The 19,040-nt window shown below is 47.0% G+C and carries 17 protein-coding genes and 1 riboswitch; of the genes, 11 read left to right on the plus strand and 6 right to left on the minus strand.

What is annotated here, in order from left to right; genetic code table 11:
• Window positions 1–9 precede the first annotated feature (9 nt).
• The 7 genes from ACRC6Q_RS09015 to ACRC6Q_RS09045 all read left to right on the plus strand — a co-directional run bounded on the left by ACRC6Q_RS09015 (window position 10) and on the right by ACRC6Q_RS09045 (window position 7,264).
• Entirely contained in the window at window positions 10–1,260 is a 1,251-nt protein-coding gene (locus ACRC6Q_RS09015; protein ID WP_431466349.1) for an MDR family MFS transporter, read from the plus strand.
• Between the two features lie 44 nt (window positions 1,261–1,304).
• A complete protein-coding gene (locus ACRC6Q_RS09020; protein ID WP_223638664.1) occupies window positions 1,305–1,793 on the plus strand; it encodes a GNAT family N-acetyltransferase in 489 nt (162 codons plus the stop codon).
• 212 nt (window positions 1,794–2,005) lie between these two features.
• Window positions 2,006–3,121, plus strand: coding sequence for a GGDEF domain-containing protein (locus tag ACRC6Q_RS09025; protein ID WP_431466350.1), 1,116 nt, complete (start codon window positions 2,006–2,008; stop codon window positions 3,119–3,121).
• A 177-nt stretch (window positions 3,122–3,298) separates the two neighbouring features.
• Complete coding sequence (locus ACRC6Q_RS09030) at window positions 3,299–4,084, plus strand: cytochrome c oxidase assembly protein (RefSeq protein ID WP_431466351.1); 786 nt, start codon at window positions 3,299–3,301, stop codon at window positions 4,082–4,084.
• Between the two features lie 314 nt (window positions 4,085–4,398).
• Window positions 4,399–5,355 (plus strand): HNH endonuclease, encoded by a 957-nt coding sequence (locus ACRC6Q_RS09035; protein WP_431466352.1) that lies wholly within the window; start codon window positions 4,399–4,401, stop codon window positions 5,353–5,355.
• Between the two features lie 52 nt (window positions 5,356–5,407).
• Window positions 5,408–5,604, plus strand: a riboswitch (cobalamin riboswitch).
• A 167-nt stretch (window positions 5,605–5,771) separates the two neighbouring features.
• Window positions 5,772–6,317, plus strand: a complete 546-nt coding sequence (locus tag ACRC6Q_RS09040) for an ATP:cob(I)alamin adenosyltransferase (protein ID WP_431466353.1) — start codon at window positions 5,772–5,774, stop codon at window positions 6,315–6,317.
• 2 nt (window positions 6,318–6,319) lie between these two features.
• Window positions 6,320–7,264 (plus strand): ABC transporter substrate-binding protein, encoded by a 945-nt coding sequence (locus ACRC6Q_RS09045; RefSeq protein ID WP_431466354.1) that lies wholly within the window; start codon window positions 6,320–6,322, stop codon window positions 7,262–7,264.
• 59 nt (window positions 7,265–7,323) lie between these two features.
• Here the strand turns inward: ACRC6Q_RS09045 and ACRC6Q_RS09050 are convergent, their stop codons facing one another.
• A complete protein-coding gene (locus ACRC6Q_RS09050) occupies window positions 7,324–8,091 on the minus strand; it encodes an arylamine N-acetyltransferase family protein (protein WP_223638720.1) in 768 nt (255 codons plus the stop codon).
• A gap of 193 nt (window positions 8,092–8,284) precedes the next feature.
• Between ACRC6Q_RS09050 and ACRC6Q_RS09055 the strand changes: the two genes are divergently transcribed.
• Window positions 8,285–9,289 carry a LacI family DNA-binding transcriptional regulator gene (locus tag ACRC6Q_RS09055; RefSeq protein ID WP_431466355.1) on the plus strand — a complete coding sequence of 335 codons (1,005 nt, stop codon included), beginning with the start codon at window positions 8,285–8,287 and terminating at the stop codon, window positions 9,287–9,289.
• 207 nt (window positions 9,290–9,496) lie between these two features.
• On the opposite strand, the gene ACRC6Q_RS09060 is transcribed toward ACRC6Q_RS09055, so the two are convergent.
• The 5 genes from ACRC6Q_RS09060 to ACRC6Q_RS09080 all read right to left on the minus strand — a co-directional run bounded on the left by ACRC6Q_RS09060 (window position 9,497) and on the right by ACRC6Q_RS09080 (window position 14,948).
• Window positions 9,497–10,231, minus strand: coding sequence for a YqcI/YcgG family protein (locus ACRC6Q_RS09060; RefSeq protein ID WP_223638726.1), 735 nt, complete (start codon window positions 10,229–10,231; stop codon window positions 9,497–9,499).
• 108 nt (window positions 10,232–10,339) lie between these two features.
• Window positions 10,340–12,010, minus strand: coding sequence for a DUF2207 domain-containing protein (locus ACRC6Q_RS09065; protein WP_431466356.1), 1,671 nt, complete (start codon window positions 12,008–12,010; stop codon window positions 10,340–10,342).
• A 58-nt stretch (window positions 12,011–12,068) separates the two neighbouring features.
• Window positions 12,069–13,004, minus strand: coding sequence for an acetamidase/formamidase family protein (locus tag ACRC6Q_RS09070; RefSeq protein WP_223638732.1), 936 nt, complete (start codon window positions 13,002–13,004; stop codon window positions 12,069–12,071).
• A gap of 214 nt (window positions 13,005–13,218) precedes the next feature.
• Complete coding sequence (locus ACRC6Q_RS09075; RefSeq protein ID WP_223639339.1) at window positions 13,219–13,926, minus strand: NAD-dependent protein deacylase; 708 nt, start codon at window positions 13,924–13,926, stop codon at window positions 13,219–13,221.
• Window positions 13,927–13,955: 29 nt separating this feature from the next.
• Window positions 13,956–14,948: an ion channel gene (locus ACRC6Q_RS09080; protein WP_431466357.1), complete on the minus strand. Its 993-nt coding sequence runs from the start codon at window positions 14,946–14,948 to the stop codon at window positions 13,956–13,958.
• Between the two features lie 180 nt (window positions 14,949–15,128).
• Here ACRC6Q_RS09080 and ACRC6Q_RS09085 point away from each other — a divergent pair, with 180 nt between their 5' ends.
• The 3 genes from ACRC6Q_RS09085 (at window position 15,129) to ACRC6Q_RS09095 (ending at window position 18,914) form a co-directional block, all read left to right on the plus strand.
• Complete coding sequence (locus ACRC6Q_RS09085) at window positions 15,129–15,815, plus strand: GDSL-type esterase/lipase family protein (RefSeq protein ID WP_431466358.1); 687 nt, start codon at window positions 15,129–15,131, stop codon at window positions 15,813–15,815.
• Between the two features lie 130 nt (window positions 15,816–15,945).
• Complete coding sequence (locus ACRC6Q_RS09090; protein ID WP_431466359.1) at window positions 15,946–17,220, plus strand: alpha/beta hydrolase; 1,275 nt, start codon at window positions 15,946–15,948, stop codon at window positions 17,218–17,220.
• A 263-nt stretch (window positions 17,221–17,483) separates the two neighbouring features.
• On the plus strand, window positions 17,484–18,914 hold the full coding sequence (locus ACRC6Q_RS09095) for a carbon starvation CstA family protein (RefSeq protein ID WP_223638745.1): 1,431 nt from the start codon (window positions 17,484–17,486) through the stop codon (window positions 18,912–18,914).
• The last annotated feature ends 126 nt before the right edge of the window (window positions 18,915–19,040 follow it).

Here is a 19,040-nt window from a genome sequence, read left to right on the forward strand (position 1 = left end):
GTTGACAAGATGAAATGGAAGGACTATCCACAAAATATTAAAGTGCGTTTGATTACTTCATTCTTTAACCGGGCTGTCGCTTCAGCCGTCATGCCATTTATGGCATTGTTTTTTGCCCAGGAGATGAGCAAGGTCTGGGCAGGTTCTTTTTTGATCATCACCGTTTTCATCGGTTTCTTTGTCAACATGATCGGCGGCTATATTTCTGATCGCTTCCCGCGAAAAAGAGTGTTGGTGATGACCTCTTCTCTGAGCGCTGTCATGTTCCTGTTGATGGCGATCAGTTTGTTGCCGGATGAAAAATGGATTCGCCTGTTTGCGCTCGCCTACGTCATGTTTATCGTCACCAGCAGTTTGGGCAGACCGGCGATGCATGCCATCATCATCGATTCGACAACTCCGGAAAACCGTAAAGCGATCTATGCCATCGATTATTGGATGATCAACCTGTCGATGGCCATCGGTGCAGCACTCGGTGGCTTATTGTATCTGAATCATCAGATTGAATTGTTTATTCTATTGACAGTAACAGCTGCCAGCTTGCCGATTGCTTATCAGATTTGGCTGAAGGACGAACGCGTCCAAAGCTTGAAAAAACAGCATCAGAATGTGGTGATCGATCTGCTGCAAAACTACAAAGTTGCTTTCCAGGACCGGCCGTTTGTGAAAGTGGTGATCGGTTCCATGTTCATTTTTTCAGCGGAATTTTCCTTGAACAGCTATATCGGCGTCCGGCTTGCCGAGAGCTTCGATTCTTTCACCATCGGGGATTTCGAGGTTGCCGGAGTCCGGATGCTGAGCCTCTTGAATATCCAAAACATGCTACTGGTCGTCTGTATGACATTTATGGTCAATAAATTCACGGACCGATTTTCCAAACAGCATGTCCTCTTGACCGGATTGTTGCTTTACAGCATTGGCTATGTCACGATTACATCAGCGAACAGCTGGTACCTGCTGCTCCTGTTCAACTTTATCGGGACAATCGGCGAACTCGTATATTCGCCGGTGCGCAATGCAGAGATGGCGAATATGATACCCGAAGACAAGCGGGGTTCGTATTCCGCTTTCTCCAATGTTTCATTCAGCGGCGCGGATCTATTGGCCCGCTCCACCATCATCATTGGTGCATTCCTGATTCCGACAATGATGTCTGTCTATATCGGCGTCCTGTTGATGATCGGAACGCTCCTTGTTTACACGGGCCTGTTTGTCAGAAAATCGAAGAAAGAGCAAGTGGCCGAACCGGAAATCGTTTGATCTCCACTACTTTAGTAGACAAATGAAATGCCAGGAGGATGAGCATGATGATTAGAAAAGCAGTTCCAGCAGATGCGGCTCAGTTAACCACACTCATGAAGCATGTGGAAGAATCGAATTTGATGCTGTTTGAGCCGGGAGAACGAAAAACCACTGCCGAACAGCTGAAGAAACGCCTTGGTGCTGCAGGGGATGAGTCAATCGTGCTGGTGGCAGAAGAAGAGTCGGAGTTGACAGGCTATTTGTTTGCGATGGGCGAAGGAGTCAAACGGAAACGGCATTCCGTTTATGTGGCGCTGGGCATTAGGCAAAACGAGCGGGGAAAAGGCAGAGGCACCGAGCTGTTTCTGGCGTTGGAGCAATGGGCCAAAGAAAAGGCGCTTCACCGCATTGAACTTACCGTTCTCGAGCATAATAAAGCTGCCATTGCACTATATGAAAAAATGGGGTTTCAAGTAGAAGGGATCAAGCGGGATTCTATATGGATTAACGACAGCTATGCCAACGAATTGTATATGTCGAAACTGCTCTAGGTCATAGAGCGGCAAAGGGTTCTATTACCACCAGTAAAGTCGGTGGCTATAGAACCCTTTGCCGCTTTTTAGGAAATGAAGCGAGAAATGTGGAAATAAGACGATATCTTATGTTTATATACTAGAGGTATGTAAAATATTGTAGTTTATCTGTATTTTTAGACGCAATGATTGTAAACTAATAAAGAATGTTTTTACGGGGAGTTGGATAAATGGATTCGTTGCTTTTTTTCTTTCTTGAAAATATGGCGTTGATCATCGCGCTGCTATACCTGGCTTTAAAAGCTAAGGAATTATTATTCCCCGATTTAACCGAATCAACATTTTTATTGGTGTTGAGTGTAGTGTTCATCGGATTTTTAACGTTTTCAGTCATGTACAACCCTTATATCCACGAAGGGATGAGGCTTGACCTGCGGGAAGTACCGCTTTATTTCATCTCCTATGTGGGAGGGTGGAAAGTAGGGATTCTGTCTGCTGTGTTCCCGTCGTTCTACCGCTATTCGCTAGGTGGTCCAACCGCAATAGAAGGTGTATTGCAGACAGTGGTGTTGCCGGTCATCATCGGCAGCTTGTTCCGCGATAAGAAGACCGTCAATAAGTTTTTTGCCTTGCTGGATATCAAGAGAATGGTTCTGGGATTGCTTGTATTCGAAGTCCTTAAATCGATAACGATGCTGGTAACTACACCGGCAACGATTTTTATAACACTATCGATGATGTTCTTTTCGATGGTTGCTGTATTGGCCATGGGATTGATCGCAAATGGGGAAAATCATCACATCCTCGTCCGCAAGGAACTTGAATTTTATTCGAATCAGGATCCGATGACACAATTGCCCAATATCCGCTATTTCCGAAATAAAGTTCAAATGCTGGTGGCGCAATATGTCCCAGTGGCTATTGTAATGATCGATGTCGATTACTTCAAAACCTATAACGACACGCATGGCCACCAAAAAGGGGATGCTGTGCTCCGGTCGATTGGCCAGCTGCTGCGGGACCATACACGAAAAAAAGATTATATCGCCCGTTATGGCGGTGAAGAATTCATCTTTTGTATCACCGATCCTCTAGATGATGCGGAAGCACTGGAAATCGCTGAAAGGGTTCGGGAACGGATCGAACAGTATCATTTTGAAGGTGAAGAGCTGCAACCTGAAGGCAAGCTGACTGTATCTATGGGAATATCCTTGAATTCCTACCACAAAACGCTGGATCAGCTGATTGGCGAAGCCGACCAGGCACTTTACCAATCCAAGCACCATGGAAGAAATCAGGTTACCGCTTTTTCAGAAACCGAGGAAAAGGAATCCGTGAATGTGTAGAGTGAAAAACTTATAGAACCGGACAGCCGTCTTTTCTCAAAAGCGGCTGTCTTTTTTTAGTGAAAGCGAGACCTTAAACATAGAAGCATGGAAAATTGGGTAGAGGGGGATAAGGAGGAAACCTGGCTCAATGGACAATGGGCTTTCCAATTAACATAAAAGACGGGAGGAATCCAGATGGAGCACAATCTGCAGACGGGATTAGCGTCTATGGAGACACTAGTCGTCATCTTGCTGTTCTTGGCATTTTTGCTGTACCCACTTGCAGCAGCTTTGACGAGCTTGCGCTTAAAAGCGTGGCCGCTCCATCGCTATTTTTTATGGAGCCTCGGTGTTTTTTGCATCGCAGCCGTCTTTACAGGGCCATTGGCGGATATAGCGCATGATGATTTCACTGGACATATGTGGACACATCTGCTGCTTGGCATGCTGGCACCTCTACTATTATTGCTGGCCATGCCTATGACTCTGCTGTTGCGGTCCCTGCCGATTTCTGCAGCAAGAAAGGTTACTTCAATTTTAAAGAGCCAGCTGTTTCATTTGTTGAGCAACCCGATTACCGCATGGATCCTCAATACCGGCGGGTTGTATATGCTGTACATGACGGATTTATATGAGCTTATGCACCGGTCGCTGATTGCTTACGGCCTTATCCATCTGCATGTATTTCTAGCAGGCTACCTGTTCACTGCTTCTATCCTCTATATCGATGTCACAAGCCATCGCCTGGGTTATTTGTTCCGTTCCGTTGTTTTGATCGTGTCGTTGGCGGCTCATAAAATCCTTTCAAAACTCATCTACGCCTATCCGCCTGACGGTGTGCCAAGAGAGCAAGCCGAAGCAGGAGGCATGATCATGTATTATGGTGGGGACTTCATCGATTTGGTCATCATCGTCATCTTTTGCTGGCAGTGGTATAAAGCCACTGCTCCGAGGAAAAGTGAAATGGCTGAGAAGATATGAAGCGTACGGGGAAGCTGTTTCGTCAGCGCGTCTTATGCCTTTCGGGGGTGAACGGCCGTTTCCGCTTTTCTTTTTGTCCAGCTCCAACGGCCAACTCCTCGGGTCATAAGCCACACTGACTATGCGGCAAAAAACGCCGCTTCGTCAGCGCGTCTTATGCCTTTCGGAGCTGAACGGCCGTTTCCGCTTTTCTTTTTCTCAGGCAAAGTCTCTTGTTTTGGGTTAAACTAGAGATAAGCGTTTGGATTCGAATAATCTGCTCTACTACATAAGAACGAATGAATTTAAGCATCACCATCATTAGGAGGCAATTCATGAATAGTTTTATTGTTATGCAAGGAGAGACTTATCAGGCAGAACGCAATGCGGGGGTTCTTTGGACGCCGCAGATCGACAAATCCGGCATGGTGCCGCATTCGTGGAACCGGATGCAGGAATTGAAAAAAGGCGATATTGTGTTTCATTATGTAAAAGGCTCCTTTATGGCCATCAGCCGAGTACGGGAAGATTGCCATAAAGGCACGAAGCCGAAAAATCCGGATGAGCAGCAGAATGGACATGAAGACGCGTTCGTGGCACACACTGTCTATCGCGAACTGGATAAGCCCTTGTCAGTGAAGGAATTCTTTGCGGAGATCGAGCCTTTATTGCCGGTGAAGTATTCCGCGTTCCAGGAAGATGCCAGCGGCAATTCAGGCTATCTGTATCCCTGCAATGAAGAACTGGCGATGAAGTTTCTGGAGCTGATCAGCTCGTTGAACATTTTTACAATTGAAGTGGAACAGTTGGAATTATCGATGGAAGTGATCAAAAAAACGGAGCACAATCCATTGCTGGGGCTGATTGCCGAAGCGGAACTTGAAATCAAAACTAAAATGCGCAGAGGCAAAGAACAATTTCGGGAAAGTTTGCTGCCGCAATGGAACGGCGAATGTCCGCTTTGCGGCATCGGGGTCGAAGAGGTTTTAAAAGCGACCCATGCGAAGCCGTGGAAGGACAGTTCGGATTCAGAGCGATTGGATCCGTTCAATGGCATTCTGCTTTGCGCTAATCACGCCGCCTTGTACTCAGCAGGTTATATTGCCTTCACCGGTGGGGGAAGGCTCCATATTTCGAGCCGGATTCCCGAAGAAGACTATCCGGTATTTAGATTGCGTAAGAGCATGAAAGTTCCGGTCTCCCCGGAGCATGCGCCTTATTTAAGGTGGCATAAACGGATTGTTTTTGCAGAACCGAGAAAAGTGAAATTGCTGACAAACCAGGAACAATAGATTTTTTTAGCTGTCTATAGGCGAATGGAATATGCTACACTGAAAACAAGTGAATAATCATGCAGAAAAAAGGTGCTGATTCGTCAGCATAACAGGGAACCCGGTTAGATTCCGGGGCTGTTTCCGCAACTGTAAGTGCGTATGAAATAAGAAAATGCCACTGTTCCGATGACTAGTCATCGGGACGGGAAGGTTCTTAGAGTAAATCGATGCACAAGCCAGGAGACCTACCTTTTTTTGAACGTATTTTTACTCTTCGGAAGATAAGGGAATCATACGGCAACGTTTCTATTTTTGACTGCTGGAGTATGTCTCTGAATAGCTATGGCGCCGCCCTCTTTTTGAGGGCGGCTTTTTGCTGTTTAATGAGAGCGTTCAATGCAGTGATTTTCACCAGACAAAAGTGAGGTGAAATGATGAAGAAAGACATGCGTTACCTATGTTATCCATTCATGCGGGAATCCGCCTCTACAGTGGACTTTGAAATCAGAACAGATTCATTGACCACACATATCGGGGAAGCCCTGGCGCTGACAAAAGATGTAGCTGCAGTTCAGCGCGACCTGCAGATTCTCCAGCCGATGGCCTATCATTTGAATGGCTCAGTCCGAGGGAAACTGGCTATCCGGGATGAAGATTTGATCGAGTTAAGTAACATGTATGATTATTATGTCAACTGTACAAGGGACAAAATCGACCACTTCGTTTTGCCTCAAGGGACTATAGGTGCTTGTGTCCTGCATGGATGCCGTAGTGAGGCGAAAAAATCTGTCCGCGCCTTGCATAAAGTAAGCTTGGAACGTGAAGTTCCGGAAATCCTTTTCAATTACGCCAATCTTTTGGCGAACGTATTCTTTACCATGGCTGTTTATGTCAATCAACACCACGGCGTGGAAGAAATTCCGTTTGTCAGCAAGTCCTATCCAACCAAAAAAACCAAAAAGAAAGAAGTGGCCAACTAACAATGAAAATTTCCCTATTCAAGTACCTATCCATCGGAGCAGTGGCATTAACGCTCGGCGCCTGCCAGTCAGACACATCCCAAACAGCTGATTCGGATGCAGCAGCTGAAGTTGAAGAACAGGCAAGTTATACCGTGACGGATGACCTGGACAAGGAGCTGACTTTTGAAGAAGTTCCTGCTACTGTCGTGTCATTGATTCCCAGCAATACTGAAATCCTCTATGAAATCGGAGCTGGAGACAAAGTGGTCGGTGCGACAGATTACGACAACTACCCGGCTGAGGCAGCCGAAGTGGAACGTGTTTCCGATTCGGTGGCTTTCAATGCCGAACGCATCATTGAACTGGAACCGGATGTGGTCATCGGTTATTCGACAGGTGGACCGACCGGCTACGACGAATTGGAAGCAGCCGGCATACAGGTATTTGTCATCGAATCAGCGGAATCCTTCGACGACGTTTACGGAGACATCGAGCAAATTTCAACTGTAATGGGCTTGGAAGACAAAGGCGAAGAAGTGATCGAGGCCATTCAGCAGCAAATTGAAGGCGTACAGGGAAAAGTAGCAAGCGTGGAAGAGAAAAAACAGCTGTATTTCGAAATCAGCCCTTCACCGGAAATCTATACAACAGGCCAGAAGACTTTTCAGCAGGAAATACTGAATCACGCCAATGTCGACAACCTGTTTGGCGATTTGGTAGGATGGCCGCAGATTTCTGAAGAAGAAGTCATCAAACGAAATCCGAAAATCATTGCGACCACAGTCTCTTATATTGATGACCCAATCGGCGAAATTAAAAGCCGCGAAGGTTGGAAAGATATCGAAGCAATCCAAAACGATCAGGTGTTTTTCCTGGACTCCGATATCACTTCCCGTCCGGGACCAAGAATCGGAGATGCTGTCGAGCTGGTAGCGAAAACAGTATATCCCGAAGCTTTCGAATAATAGTGAAAACCCCGCTCAAATATGAGCGGGGTTTTCTGATCCATTCATAGTAGAGGCTGTTATTGGTGCTGTTTTTCAAGCACATCCAAATCAATGCCGAATTCTTCCTTCAATACACTTTGTTTTTCTGCAGCCGACAATTCTGTCTTTTCCTTTTTCCCATTTTCAGAACGCGTCAGCTGACTGCCTGATAACGTCACCCGGCCATTTTCAGTAGCCCGTGTAACTAGGTCATCATGGGTAAAAGGAGACTCCTGTGAAACCTGGTTGAAGACACAGCCTTCGTGAAAATCAGCCAGCTGTTTTGCTTCTATGGAAAATCGGTATAGTGTTTTCTCCGTATCTTCGGTTTCACGAATCAAGTCGTAGTAGACTTCATCAACGTGTTCAACACGGTAAGTGCCGCTATGGTCTGTATGCCGTTCACCGCCGAGCGGAATTGGGCTGATGGTGGAATCCCCGAATCCAGCATCGACCAGATAGAGGGTATCGAGCTCAACGAGAATCGCTGCATGGGTATCGGCTTTCGACCATGTACCGTCGGGTTTTTGTACAGTAGCGGAAATCAGTTTTGCATCAAATCCCAATTCATTCAGCAGCCAATGGAACAAACCATTTATTTCGTAGCAATAGCCGCCGCGGTGTTGATTGACGATTTTGTCGTAAATGCTATTGATATTTAAATAGATCGGCGTCCGGCGGATAACATCCAAATTTTCAAAAGGGATATTCTGCATATGCAAAGACTGCAGCTCAGCCAAGTTCTGCAGGTAATGCTCCTGTACGGGTGAAGCTTTGAATCGCTTAAGGTAGTCGGTGGTATTCATATTTATTATTCATTCCTTTCGGTTAGTCGAATGGGTATATATTTTATTCTGTGAAATAAACATTCATTCATTATAATAAAAGAGTGTAGAGTTTGCTCCTGCGTGGTATAGTGAATAAGTATGTGAATTTAAAATGAATATCACAAACTGAATGACTGTATGAATGCTGTTCAAAAAAATAGGAAGCAGGGTGATGGATTTGGTATCCACTACGGATGTTGCTAAGCATGCAGGTGTTTCGCAGACCACGGTTTCACGTGTGTTGAATAAACCCGATCAAGTGAAAAAGGAAACTTATGATAAAGTGATGGCTGCTGTAACTGACTTGAATTATTCGCTGGATGGGAATGAAGAGGCAGTTCCAATCATCGAAAAAACCAAATCAATCAGCCTGATTGCCGGACCATTGGATGACCCGATTTTCATCGGTGCTGCTCCAGCTATTATCAACTATGCAAAAGAACGGGGCTATCAAGTAAACGTTCATTTTGTTACAAAAGAGAATGAGTTGGAGACTTATGACGCCGTTTTGTCCAGCAAAACCGATGGCATTATTTTGGCTTCCGTACTCCTTGATGATGTAAGCCATAAGAGACTGGTTGAATCAAATATCCCATTCATCCTGTTGAATTCGAACCATCCTGATAGCCAACACTCAATTGGCCTGGACAATATCGAAGCCGGATATCTTGCGGCCAGCCACCTGCTTACCGCCGATCATCAGGAAGTGGCTTGGGTGGGGGGACCTTTAAATAGCTCCACCTATAAAGACCGGTTTTTAGGCTTCATTCATGCGCTTCAGGAAGCGAAAAGCAAAATACGCAAAAAACGATTGGTGATTACCGATACCGATAAATCTTCTCTCTATGCAGTTTATCAGGATCTGCAGAGTTTGAAGAAAAAACCGACGGCTATTGTGGCGGCTACCGATGAAATTGCCATCCAGCTGTTGGATTTCTATCAGGAAGACGGATATCGGATTCCGGAAGACATCAGCATCATCGGTATCGGAAATTCAGAAATCGGTCAGCATTCAGCATTCGGACTGACTTCTGTCGGTTCAGCCGATAGCCTGGCTAATCTCGGTCAGGAAGCCGTGAAAAGACTTTTTGATATCTTGACGCTCGATCAAGATGAAGCCTTTCATGTAAACCGGGAAGTTCTTCTTTATGAGCGCAAGACTACTGTTCACGGATAGGTGATGAAACTGTACGGAATGCAGGATTCATTTTCTGCATCCATTATAGTCTTACCCTGAAAGGAACGGAGATTAACCCATAATTAAAAAGCTGTACTGGCAAAGATGCCGGTACAGCTTTTTTCAGTGAGTAAAAACCCACGGCAAAGTCCGAGATACGGGTTCATTTCTTTCATTCTGTTCTGCATAAATGGATGGAGTTGCTTATTATTTCATTTCTTTATGCGTAAAGGGACACTTCCCCTGTATCGGTTCACTGTCGTCGCCGATGAAAAATTGCTTCCATTCGTTATGTTCAGGGTCTCCGAAATGGCTGATATCCGGGTGTGTCGGCAAATGATCCCATGCCTCTACACGCTGCCGCACTTTATCGCGTGACATGACGCCGCCTTTTTCGGTTCCTTTTAATCCTTCAAAGATGCGGCGGGGCTGGAATCCTAAAACCATTGCGTTGCCGAGGTCCCGGGTTTTCCGTTGTTTATAAGCCGGTGTATTGCCGAAGATGAAGATCGGCTCTCCCTGGAAAGTGAAATCCCATAGATAATGGTCCGGGTCGCGTGGTGCTTCTTCCGGCCATTCCATTTCATCTTCATCATGCAGGTATTGGAGAATATCCCAGAATTGCTGGCGGTAGGTTTCCAGTGAACCTTCTTCCTTGAATGGTTCAACAAAAACAAACAATCCATGCCGCTTGTGTTTCGGATCATTGAATAGCGTCAAAAATGATTCAACGGCGGCAGGCAAGTTGCTCCAGTCGTCTTGGGTGATATAAGCGTAGCGCAATTCTCCCTTCAGTTCGCCGCTCATCCCGAAATAACATGGAAAAGTCTTATCCGTTACGGTTTCGTGAAAGGTTTTGTATTCGGCCAGCAACCATTCAGGCAAGTCTGTCCGTACTGAAAAATCTTCTTTCGTCAATAAAGCTGAGTGGGTTGTAATCATCAAATATTCCTCCATATGCATAAAATAGCGTCTTCCTTCTACTTCCCTAAGAAACACAGGACAAAACAAAAACGGCTGAGAAAAATCACAGCCGTTTCATCAATTGAATTAAAAAGCTCCGGAACCGCCACCGCCGCCTCCGACTCCACCGCCTGCAGGCATAGAGCCTGTCCCGCTGGCTGAAGCACTGGTGCTGGAATTCGCAGCGATGAAAATACCCGTCAAGAGGACTGGATTGTAGAACACGCCAAACTCTGCAAAAACAGATTCACTGTAGGCATTGGTGAAGCTCTGCGTTTTCGGATTGGCCGATTTTTCGTCCGTTCCCAAAACGTAGGCATAGGCACGCATTTTTTCATCCTGCGTCAAGTTTTCCCAGTCTGAAGCATCCAGATTTTCCATGGCAGTACGCAGTTGTTTCCATTCTTCCCGTATCTCGTGGCCATCACGGGTAATCGGGGAGTAGAAGCAAAAAGCGACAAAACCGATTCCAATGAAGAGAGAAAAGAACATCAACGGCAATAGATCCATTACCCCGAAAAAGATGCTTGCTGCAAATAAGGCAAGCCCGATCAGTCCCACGGTCCAGCGCAGCAACGGGTGCTTGCCGTATAGGTCATGTTGCTTCACTTCTTCGACGACGCCCTGCTGCCAGGCCGTGATCGATTCGTTATAGGAAGAGTGGTTCAGTTCGTTATTGGTATAGGTTTCAAGATCCTTGGTTGCAAAAGTTTCGCCATCCCCGACTTTATCGAATAATAAGTCGATCAATGTCGCCTCATGCGCATGTTCCGCATGGCGATCGATCAGCCGGAAGTGTTCTTCCGACAATTGCTCTACATTCTTTTTGCGCACCAGTTCCATTAAGGCGGCTGCTGTTACGGCAGGCGTCAAGATGGAGGATTTGGTGAAATACAAGGTCGCCGGAATACTCATTTTCTGTTTGGGCACGAAGAAGGCGCTTGTACTTGGTTTTGCTTGCTGTTTGGTTCTGCGCGCACGGTTCCACCCCCAGGCGGCAAGTGCAAGCAGCAAAGCCCCGGCCCCCGGAATCAGTCCATTGCCGATGAGAGAGCCGGTGTCCCGTCTTGCCGCAAAAGCGATGGCCTCATCTTCCAAACGTTCTTTTTCATCTGCCAATTCCCCGCGGATAGATCCATCCTGCTCGGGAAGGGCGGGGAAGAGCTGAGCGTCAAAGATGACACGGACATCTCCGTTAGATCCTTCCGGCACGCGACCCATATCGAAGCGGACCGCTCCATCGTCCTGCAGGCTGCCTGTTTGATAGGCTTCATCATAGCCGACAAAATCCGTTTCTTCGGAAGGAGCGGGAGGGGTGACCGTAATGGTCATTTGTCCGTAATCACTTTCGTTGCGGTCATCGAAGAACGGCCAGTAGAATTCGGCGCCGTCTTCGAATTTGTCCACAGCATCCTGGATTTCGTAGTGCAATTCGATGGTTACGGTTTCATCTTCGCCCGCACGGAAGACCTTGTACAGATCGCCTTCCCGTTCGACTTCCAATTCCTGGCCGTTTTCATAACCGCTGAACTTTTGGATCGAGCTTCCTTCTTTCGGAGCGATTTCCCGTGTGATGCCGTTGAAGTCATCTTCAAATTCATATGTGTGATGTTCCACCACATCCACGGTGCCGTCTGTGTTCACCTGTGCATCGATAACAACTTCAGAAATCGAGAACTCGACGGCCAATGCCTGCAAGGGAAACAGCATGAGAACCAGCAGCGTCAAAAAACAGATAAACGGTTTTTTTCTGTGCATTTCCATCACCTCTTTCTCTATTTACGAGAATCTCCATAAAAAGTTTCAGAAAGAACAATCAGCGAAGAACGCCATGAGGTAAAATTGCATGAACGCCTTTGACCCCATTGACGACTTGGGTGACATGCAGATCGACTGCGACACTCGATAAGGCAGTCGCTTCTGTCCGTGAAATGCTATAGAGCTGTTGCATAAACGAAATCATTTCAGCTAAAGCGACAGCTGCAGCTTCGTTCAGGTCTTCATTGAATCCGAATGTAATCCATCCGGCGGGTGTGTTTGCACGCGGCATCGATAATGTCCTGTCTTTATGGAGAATCAGCGTGATATCCGCGAGATCCATCGGGCATTCAATTGCAGTTCCGGAACTTTCCCCATCACCTTGAAGGGCGTGGCCATCTCCCAGTGAAAACAACGCACCCTCCACAGATATAGGCAGAAATAAGCTGCTTCCCGGCACCAATTCCTTGCAGTCGATATTGCCTCCGAAATACGCAGGTGGTTTTGTCGGAAAAGTTCCCGCTTCCTTTGGCGCTACGCCCATCAACCCTAAGAAAGGGGACAAACCGACTTTGAATTCCTGCCCGGCGAGTTTACAGCTGCCCGTCATCCGTGCGGCATCGAGCCTCCAATCCACCTGCAGCCGTCCGCTGTCTGAGATGCCCAACTTGTCATTTTGCCAAGCCGGGAGACCGCCTGCCCAATTGCGGCCGTACCAGCCTGGGATGAGTTTATTGGTGCGCACTTCAAGCACCATGCCGGGTTTCGCACCTGCAACGGCAATCGGGCCAATGATTGGATGTGCTAGCTTTTCTTCGTTTTCACGCGACGTGAAAATCGTCCGTGCTTCAGTTTCGGCTGCCGAATAGCCCCATTGGATATCGATGGTCTTCAACTGGATGGTATCGCCTGAATCGACGGTTAGAATCGGGTTATAGTCCCGGTTAAAGGAAGAATGAAGGTGCTTTGAATCGAGTGGAATGGAATGAATCACAGAACTGCCCCTTTCTATTAAACAAACCTTCTGTCATTACGGTAATTATAGCAATGAAGCTGGCAATAAAACAAAAAATGGCCTTGCTGACCTGAAGAATGAGGCGACGGAGAACAGGCACACAAATTTTCCTGAAAATAAATAAGCGGCTGAAACCCTAAGGTTCCAACCGCTTTGTCATCTAGTCAATCTCTATTGCTTAAGTTGGATATGGTTAATCCTGATGCCATTCCATTAATACCTCACCGATTTGACGATGATTGATCACCAGGTCGGCATAATCATCAAGCGGCGTGGCTTCCTGATTGACGATGACCAGTTTCGCACCGTGTTCCTTGGCGATGAGCGGGAACTGATTGGCTGGTGTCACGGACAAGGAAGACCCGAGAACGATGAATAATTCTGCACGGCTTGCTTCGTCAAACGCCGACTCGAATGGCTGTTCCGGCAGCATTTCCCCGAACAGCACGACGGAGGGGCGCAAAATGCCGCCGCAATTGCAGCGGTATGAACCGTCGAGAAACGCTTCGCTGTTGTAGGAGGTTCCACACGATTGGCAATGGACCTTCTGCAGCGTGCCGTGCAGTTCTGCCACATTTTTGCTGCCGGCCTGTTGATGGAAGCCGTCGACGTTCTGGGTGATCACCGACTGGATCCGGCCCTGCCTTTCCCATTCCGCTAGAATGCGGTGGCCGTTGTGCGGACGGTATTCCTTTACACCAAGCACACGCTTCCGGTAGAAATCGATAAATTCGTCAACATTCCTATTCAGCGCTTCGACACTGGCAACCTGGCTGGGGTCTTTTTGCTGCCATAAGCCCTGATTTGCCGAGCGGAAGTCAGGAAGCCCGCTCTCCGTCGACATGCCGGCACCGGTAAAAACCACTGTATGTCTTGAATTGGTCAGCCAGTCTTTAATCAACAAAACCACTCCTTTTTTGAATACCCATTTTACCGGGTTGGCCATGCCCGTTCATCTGCTTCAATAACACCCAATAATTTGCTGCGGCGTTGCTGCAGCTCTTCATAAGCTTGTAGATAATCTTTTTCCGGCATCAATGGAATTCCTGACTGGCGAAGAAACTCAAAATCAGGAAGAGATGGATTGTGTTCCGATGGACGATAAAAGGATTTATTGAGCGTTTCCAAATATTGCTGGACGCTGGAGCGCGCATTTTTCAAAAGCAGCCTGTTGGGGTGGTGTTCGGCAGGTATACTGAATTTAATGAGGCTCAGCGTTTCGTCCAGAATCGCAACGGCTGTCGGCATGGCAGATTTTTTGCTCACTGCATGATAATAATGCAACACAGGATAAGCAATATGCTGAGTAGTCAAAGAGCCCAATTGCTCCGAATAAGTATCCAGCAATAAATCGAAATCGTGGAAGTCGTCTCCATTCCATGCGCTTTCGACCAGTTCCTCAGCGGTTTCACCCACACCATGGATACTGGAAGCGAAAGATCGCTTCATCGTAACTGCACTCAAGATAGAGATTAAGTAAGTGACGCCCAAGGTGATGAACAGCATGCCCGTGCCGGTAGCAAGAACAGAAGCGATTTGCCAAACTCCTTCTTTCGGACTGAAATCACCGTTGCCCAGCGTAAAGATCAAATAGCCGGCAAAATAGACGCGGTCGAACCAGGAGATCGGGTCGGTTCCGCTGGAAGGCGAGATTGAATCCGCCAATCCGGCGAAAATGAGTGTCCAGCCGCTCCATAACATGAAAATCCACATGGCCAGCGTGGCACTCAAAACAAAAGGACCTGCTAAACTCAATGCTTTCGAGTGGTCTCCCGCGATTGCTTTGACCGTTCTCCAGACCAATGATGACAAGCGGTCTGTAACCGGTCCCGCTCCACCATCGATCCATAACGTGGTCCACGTGAAATCGATGATGCACAGGACAATCAGCACGATTCCTGCGATTAAGTAAACCATATCCATTGGAGTTCCTCCTTATGTATATACTAAATGAAATATTGAAAAAACAGCCTTGTTTTTTATGATAATGCCTACAGTTCAAAATGTAAAAAAAACGACGTTGCCTGAGGCTTATTCAATAGGTCGAGTGCCGAAATATGTTAAAATAAGAGAGAAAATCAGCAAGAAGGGACGTGCAGCAGATTGGTTAAGATTCGATCCGGTGCCCTTTTTGGAAGAGCACCTTTTCTCGCTTCGAAAAAAATTAAAACCCCACTTGATATAGAAAATATCGTCATACTAGGTGATTCTGTGGCTTACGGCTATGGCACCAAAGGCGGCATCGCCAATTATTTGAAAGAAACCTTCCCATCAAGCCGCATCACCAATCTCGGCATCAATGGATTGACCAGCAGCGGGCTCGTCCAAAAAATGCGGACAGGCTCCTGGCATAAACCGCTCGAACAGGCGGACCTGGTCCTGTTGAATATCGGCGGAAATGACTTGCTCCGCGGATTCCGAGACGGCGGAGCAAAAGGATTAATTCGGCAGTTCGCCATTCTGAAACGGACTTACCGCCAAAACCTGCTTCAAATATATGCATATCTTCGACAGGCCAATGACCAAGTCATTATCGTCCAGAACAATCTGTATAATTCCATGAAAAAGGATGTGCAGTATTTTGGCTTCACCAACTTGCTATTCCGTCTTTGGAATACAGCAATCGGCGAAAAAGGGGTCATCGTTTCCAAAACTGATGCGATGGGGAAAAACCCATCCATCTGGCTTGATTCCATTCATCCGAATGATGAAGGCTATAAGTTGATGCATGAATTATTGCTCCATACGCTTTCGGCAACAGGATTCACCATCCTGCCGAATAAAAAATAAGCAATTGATGAATGATGAAAGTACAGGGTATTCACCCTGTACTTTTTTCTTTTGCTGAAAAGATTGAAGGATGTTCTCTCTGCGAGGATAATAGAAGTATAAATGGATGTATAGAAGAAAGGGGAAGAGGATGAAGAAATCGGTCATTTTATATTCAGTATGGGCAGTCCTTTTTCTGATTTTACAGGCCTGCAGCCAGCAAGAGGACCAAGAGGAGCGTGTACAGATGGATGAACTCATTGGGAATTGGGAAGGGGCGATTCAAGTGCCGGGTCAGGCATTGCCGATCGCCGTCGAGTTTGACGGGGCCACTGGAGCGATTTCAATTCCTGTACAGGGGATTCAAGGTTTCCCCCTTTCAAACTTTGACTTTATCGATCCGGATATTCACTTTGAAATGAGTATTCAAAATCAATTGCTGGTCTTTGATGGGGAGCTTTCGCAAGACACCATTGCCGGCACATTTACACAGCAAGGACAATCTTTTCCGTTTGAACTTTCCAGAACGGCTGCAGCTGAGGAAGAAGCAGGAACACGCGCAGAGATAGAAGTGGAGGGAGGGGGCATGACAGCCCTTATACTGACACCTGAAGGCGAGGGGCCGTTTCCCGTCATGCTGTTGCTGTCAGGGTCCGGACCCACCGATAAAAACGGCAACTCCCTGATTACTGTCGGAAAAAACAATAGTTTGAAGATGGTTGCTGAGGCACTCGCTGCAGATGGAATCGCCACAATCCGCTATGATAAGCGCGGGATTGGGGATAATAGTGGCTTGATGGTGGAAGAGGAAGCTCTGCGGTTTGAAGATTATATCAAAGATGCTTCCGCGTGGATCGGCTATGCCCAATCACAGGAAGGATTTTCCTCTGTAGGGGTTATCGGACACAGCGAAGGATCTTTGATCGGCATGATTGCGGCAGAACAACAGCAGGCAGCATCGTTTGTTTCATTGGCAGGTCCAGGGCGCCCCGCTGATGAAGTCCTGATGGAACAGTTAAAGGAGCAGTTGCCTAAAAATCTGCTGGATGAAGCGCACAGCATTTTAAGTGAGCTCAAGAAAGGGCGTCTGGTCGAACAGGTCAGTCCGGAGCTCGCCAGCATCTTCCGGCCTTCGGTCCAGCCTTACCTGATTTCCTGGATGGCGTATGATCCCCAGGATGAACTGAAAAAGCTCGACCTGCCGGTCCTGGTCGTTGGCGGGACCACTGACCTGCAGGTGCCTATCGGTGATGCAGAGCTGCTGGAGAAAGCGCATGATCAGGCTGAATTGCTGATCGTCGACAACATGAATCATGTGCTGAAAAATACCTCTACCGATCCAACGGAAAATCTGGCAAGCTACGGCAATCCTGATTTGCCCCTGGCAGAAGGACTGATGGAAGGGATATTGGAATTCCTGAAATAAACCTGAAACGCCTTCCGTAAGCCGGAAGGCGTTTTTTTCAGTTGAAACGAGCGGATCATTTATCGGGACACGTAGTTGGAAATGGTTTTCTTGTATTTCCCAAAAAAGATTGACTATTTTAAATTAAAATACTAATATAAAATATACTTCTAGTTCCAGAAAGAAGAATCTTGATATGGAGATATAAAGGGGGAGGTATAAAAAAGAAGGAACATTTTTTGTTATATCGAGAAAGCGTTTACAACATAGAATAGGGGTGCACCATGTTTACATTTTTGATTTCCATCGTCATTTTGGTGGTGGCATATTTTACATACGGTAAATTTATCGAAAAACTGTTCGATCCGGTCGAAGCGAGAAAGACGCCGGCTTACGCGAATGCGGACGGTGTGGATTTTGTTCCGATGAACAAGCATAAGAACGCGCTGATCCAATTATTGAACATTGCCGGTACGGGGCCGATTTTCGGTCCCATCATGGGTGCGTTATACGGCCCCGTGGCATTTCTGTGGATCGTCATCGGCTCGATCTTTGCCGGAGCCGTACACGATTACTTGACCGGTATGATATCCATCCGCAACAAAGGTGCGCATATTCCGGAGCTTGCCGGCAAATTCCTGGGGGCTGCTTCGCGGCACATCGTCAACGTTTTCGCTTTGTTGCTGCTGTTATTAGTCGGTACGGTATTTGTCACGACACCGGCATCGCTGCTGTCGATCTTACTGGATGGCAAACTTGCAGTCGGCATCATCATCGTGTTCATCTTCATCTATTATTTCCTGTCGACAATCTTGCCGATCGACAAAATCATCGGCCGGCTTTATCCATATTTTGGTGCGGTATTGTTGATCGGAACAATCGGTGTCGGCGTTGCACTATTGTTCTCTGAGTACAAAATACCGGAACTGAACTTTACGAACATGCATCCCGGCGAGTTGCCGATCTTTCCGATCCTGTTCTTTACGATCACTTGCGGAGCGTTATCCGGATTCCACGCGACACAGTCACCGATCATTTCCCGGACGGTTGAAAAAGAATCCCAGGGCCGCTATATCTTTTACGGCATGATGATTGCAGAAGCCATCATCGCTATGATCTGGGCCGCCGCCGCGATGAGTATTTTTGACGGTCAAACGCTAAGCGGGCTGATCAATTCCGGAACGCCGTCAGCGGTTGTCAACGAGGTGTCCATGACGCTTCTTGGTGCTGTAGGCGGTACGATTGCCGTTCTCGGCGCCATCGTATTGCCGATCACTTCTGGCGATACGGCCTTCCGCGCTGCGCGTTCGATCATTGCGGATTACATCAAGATCGATCAAACGAAACTGATGAAACGCCTGCTCATCGCCATACCGCTTTTCATCATTTCAGCGGTCCTGACGCAAGTCGATTTCAATCTGCTGTGGCGTTATTTTTCCTGGGCCAACCAGGCGACGGCAGCGATTGCCTTATGGATCGCCACCATGTATCTCTACATTCAAGGCAAGAACTACCTGGTGTCACTTGCGCCAGCGATTTTCATCACCTATATGGTATTCGTCTATATACTCAACCAGAAAATCGGTTTTAATCTGGATCTGAACCTGTCCTTCATCATCGGTCTGGTACTTACCGGCATCATCATTGTGATGTTCTACACCAAAGCCAGAAAAAACCGGAAAGCGGAAGTTCAGACGGTCGCAACGGTCGAATAAAGAAAACTTCATCACGGGAATCTATGACTCCCCTTTACCGCTAAAGCAGGCTCAAGCAGCCTGCTTTTTTCTTTGCCATTCACTTGCTGAAACCCTTTTTGAGCCAACAAAAATAAAAAACTCTTT

The sequence above is a fragment of the Planococcus sp. SE5232 genome (assembly GCF_050686535.1).
In the GTDB taxonomy this organism is placed as follows: Bacteria; Bacillota; Bacilli; order Bacillales_A; family Planococcaceae; genus Planococcus.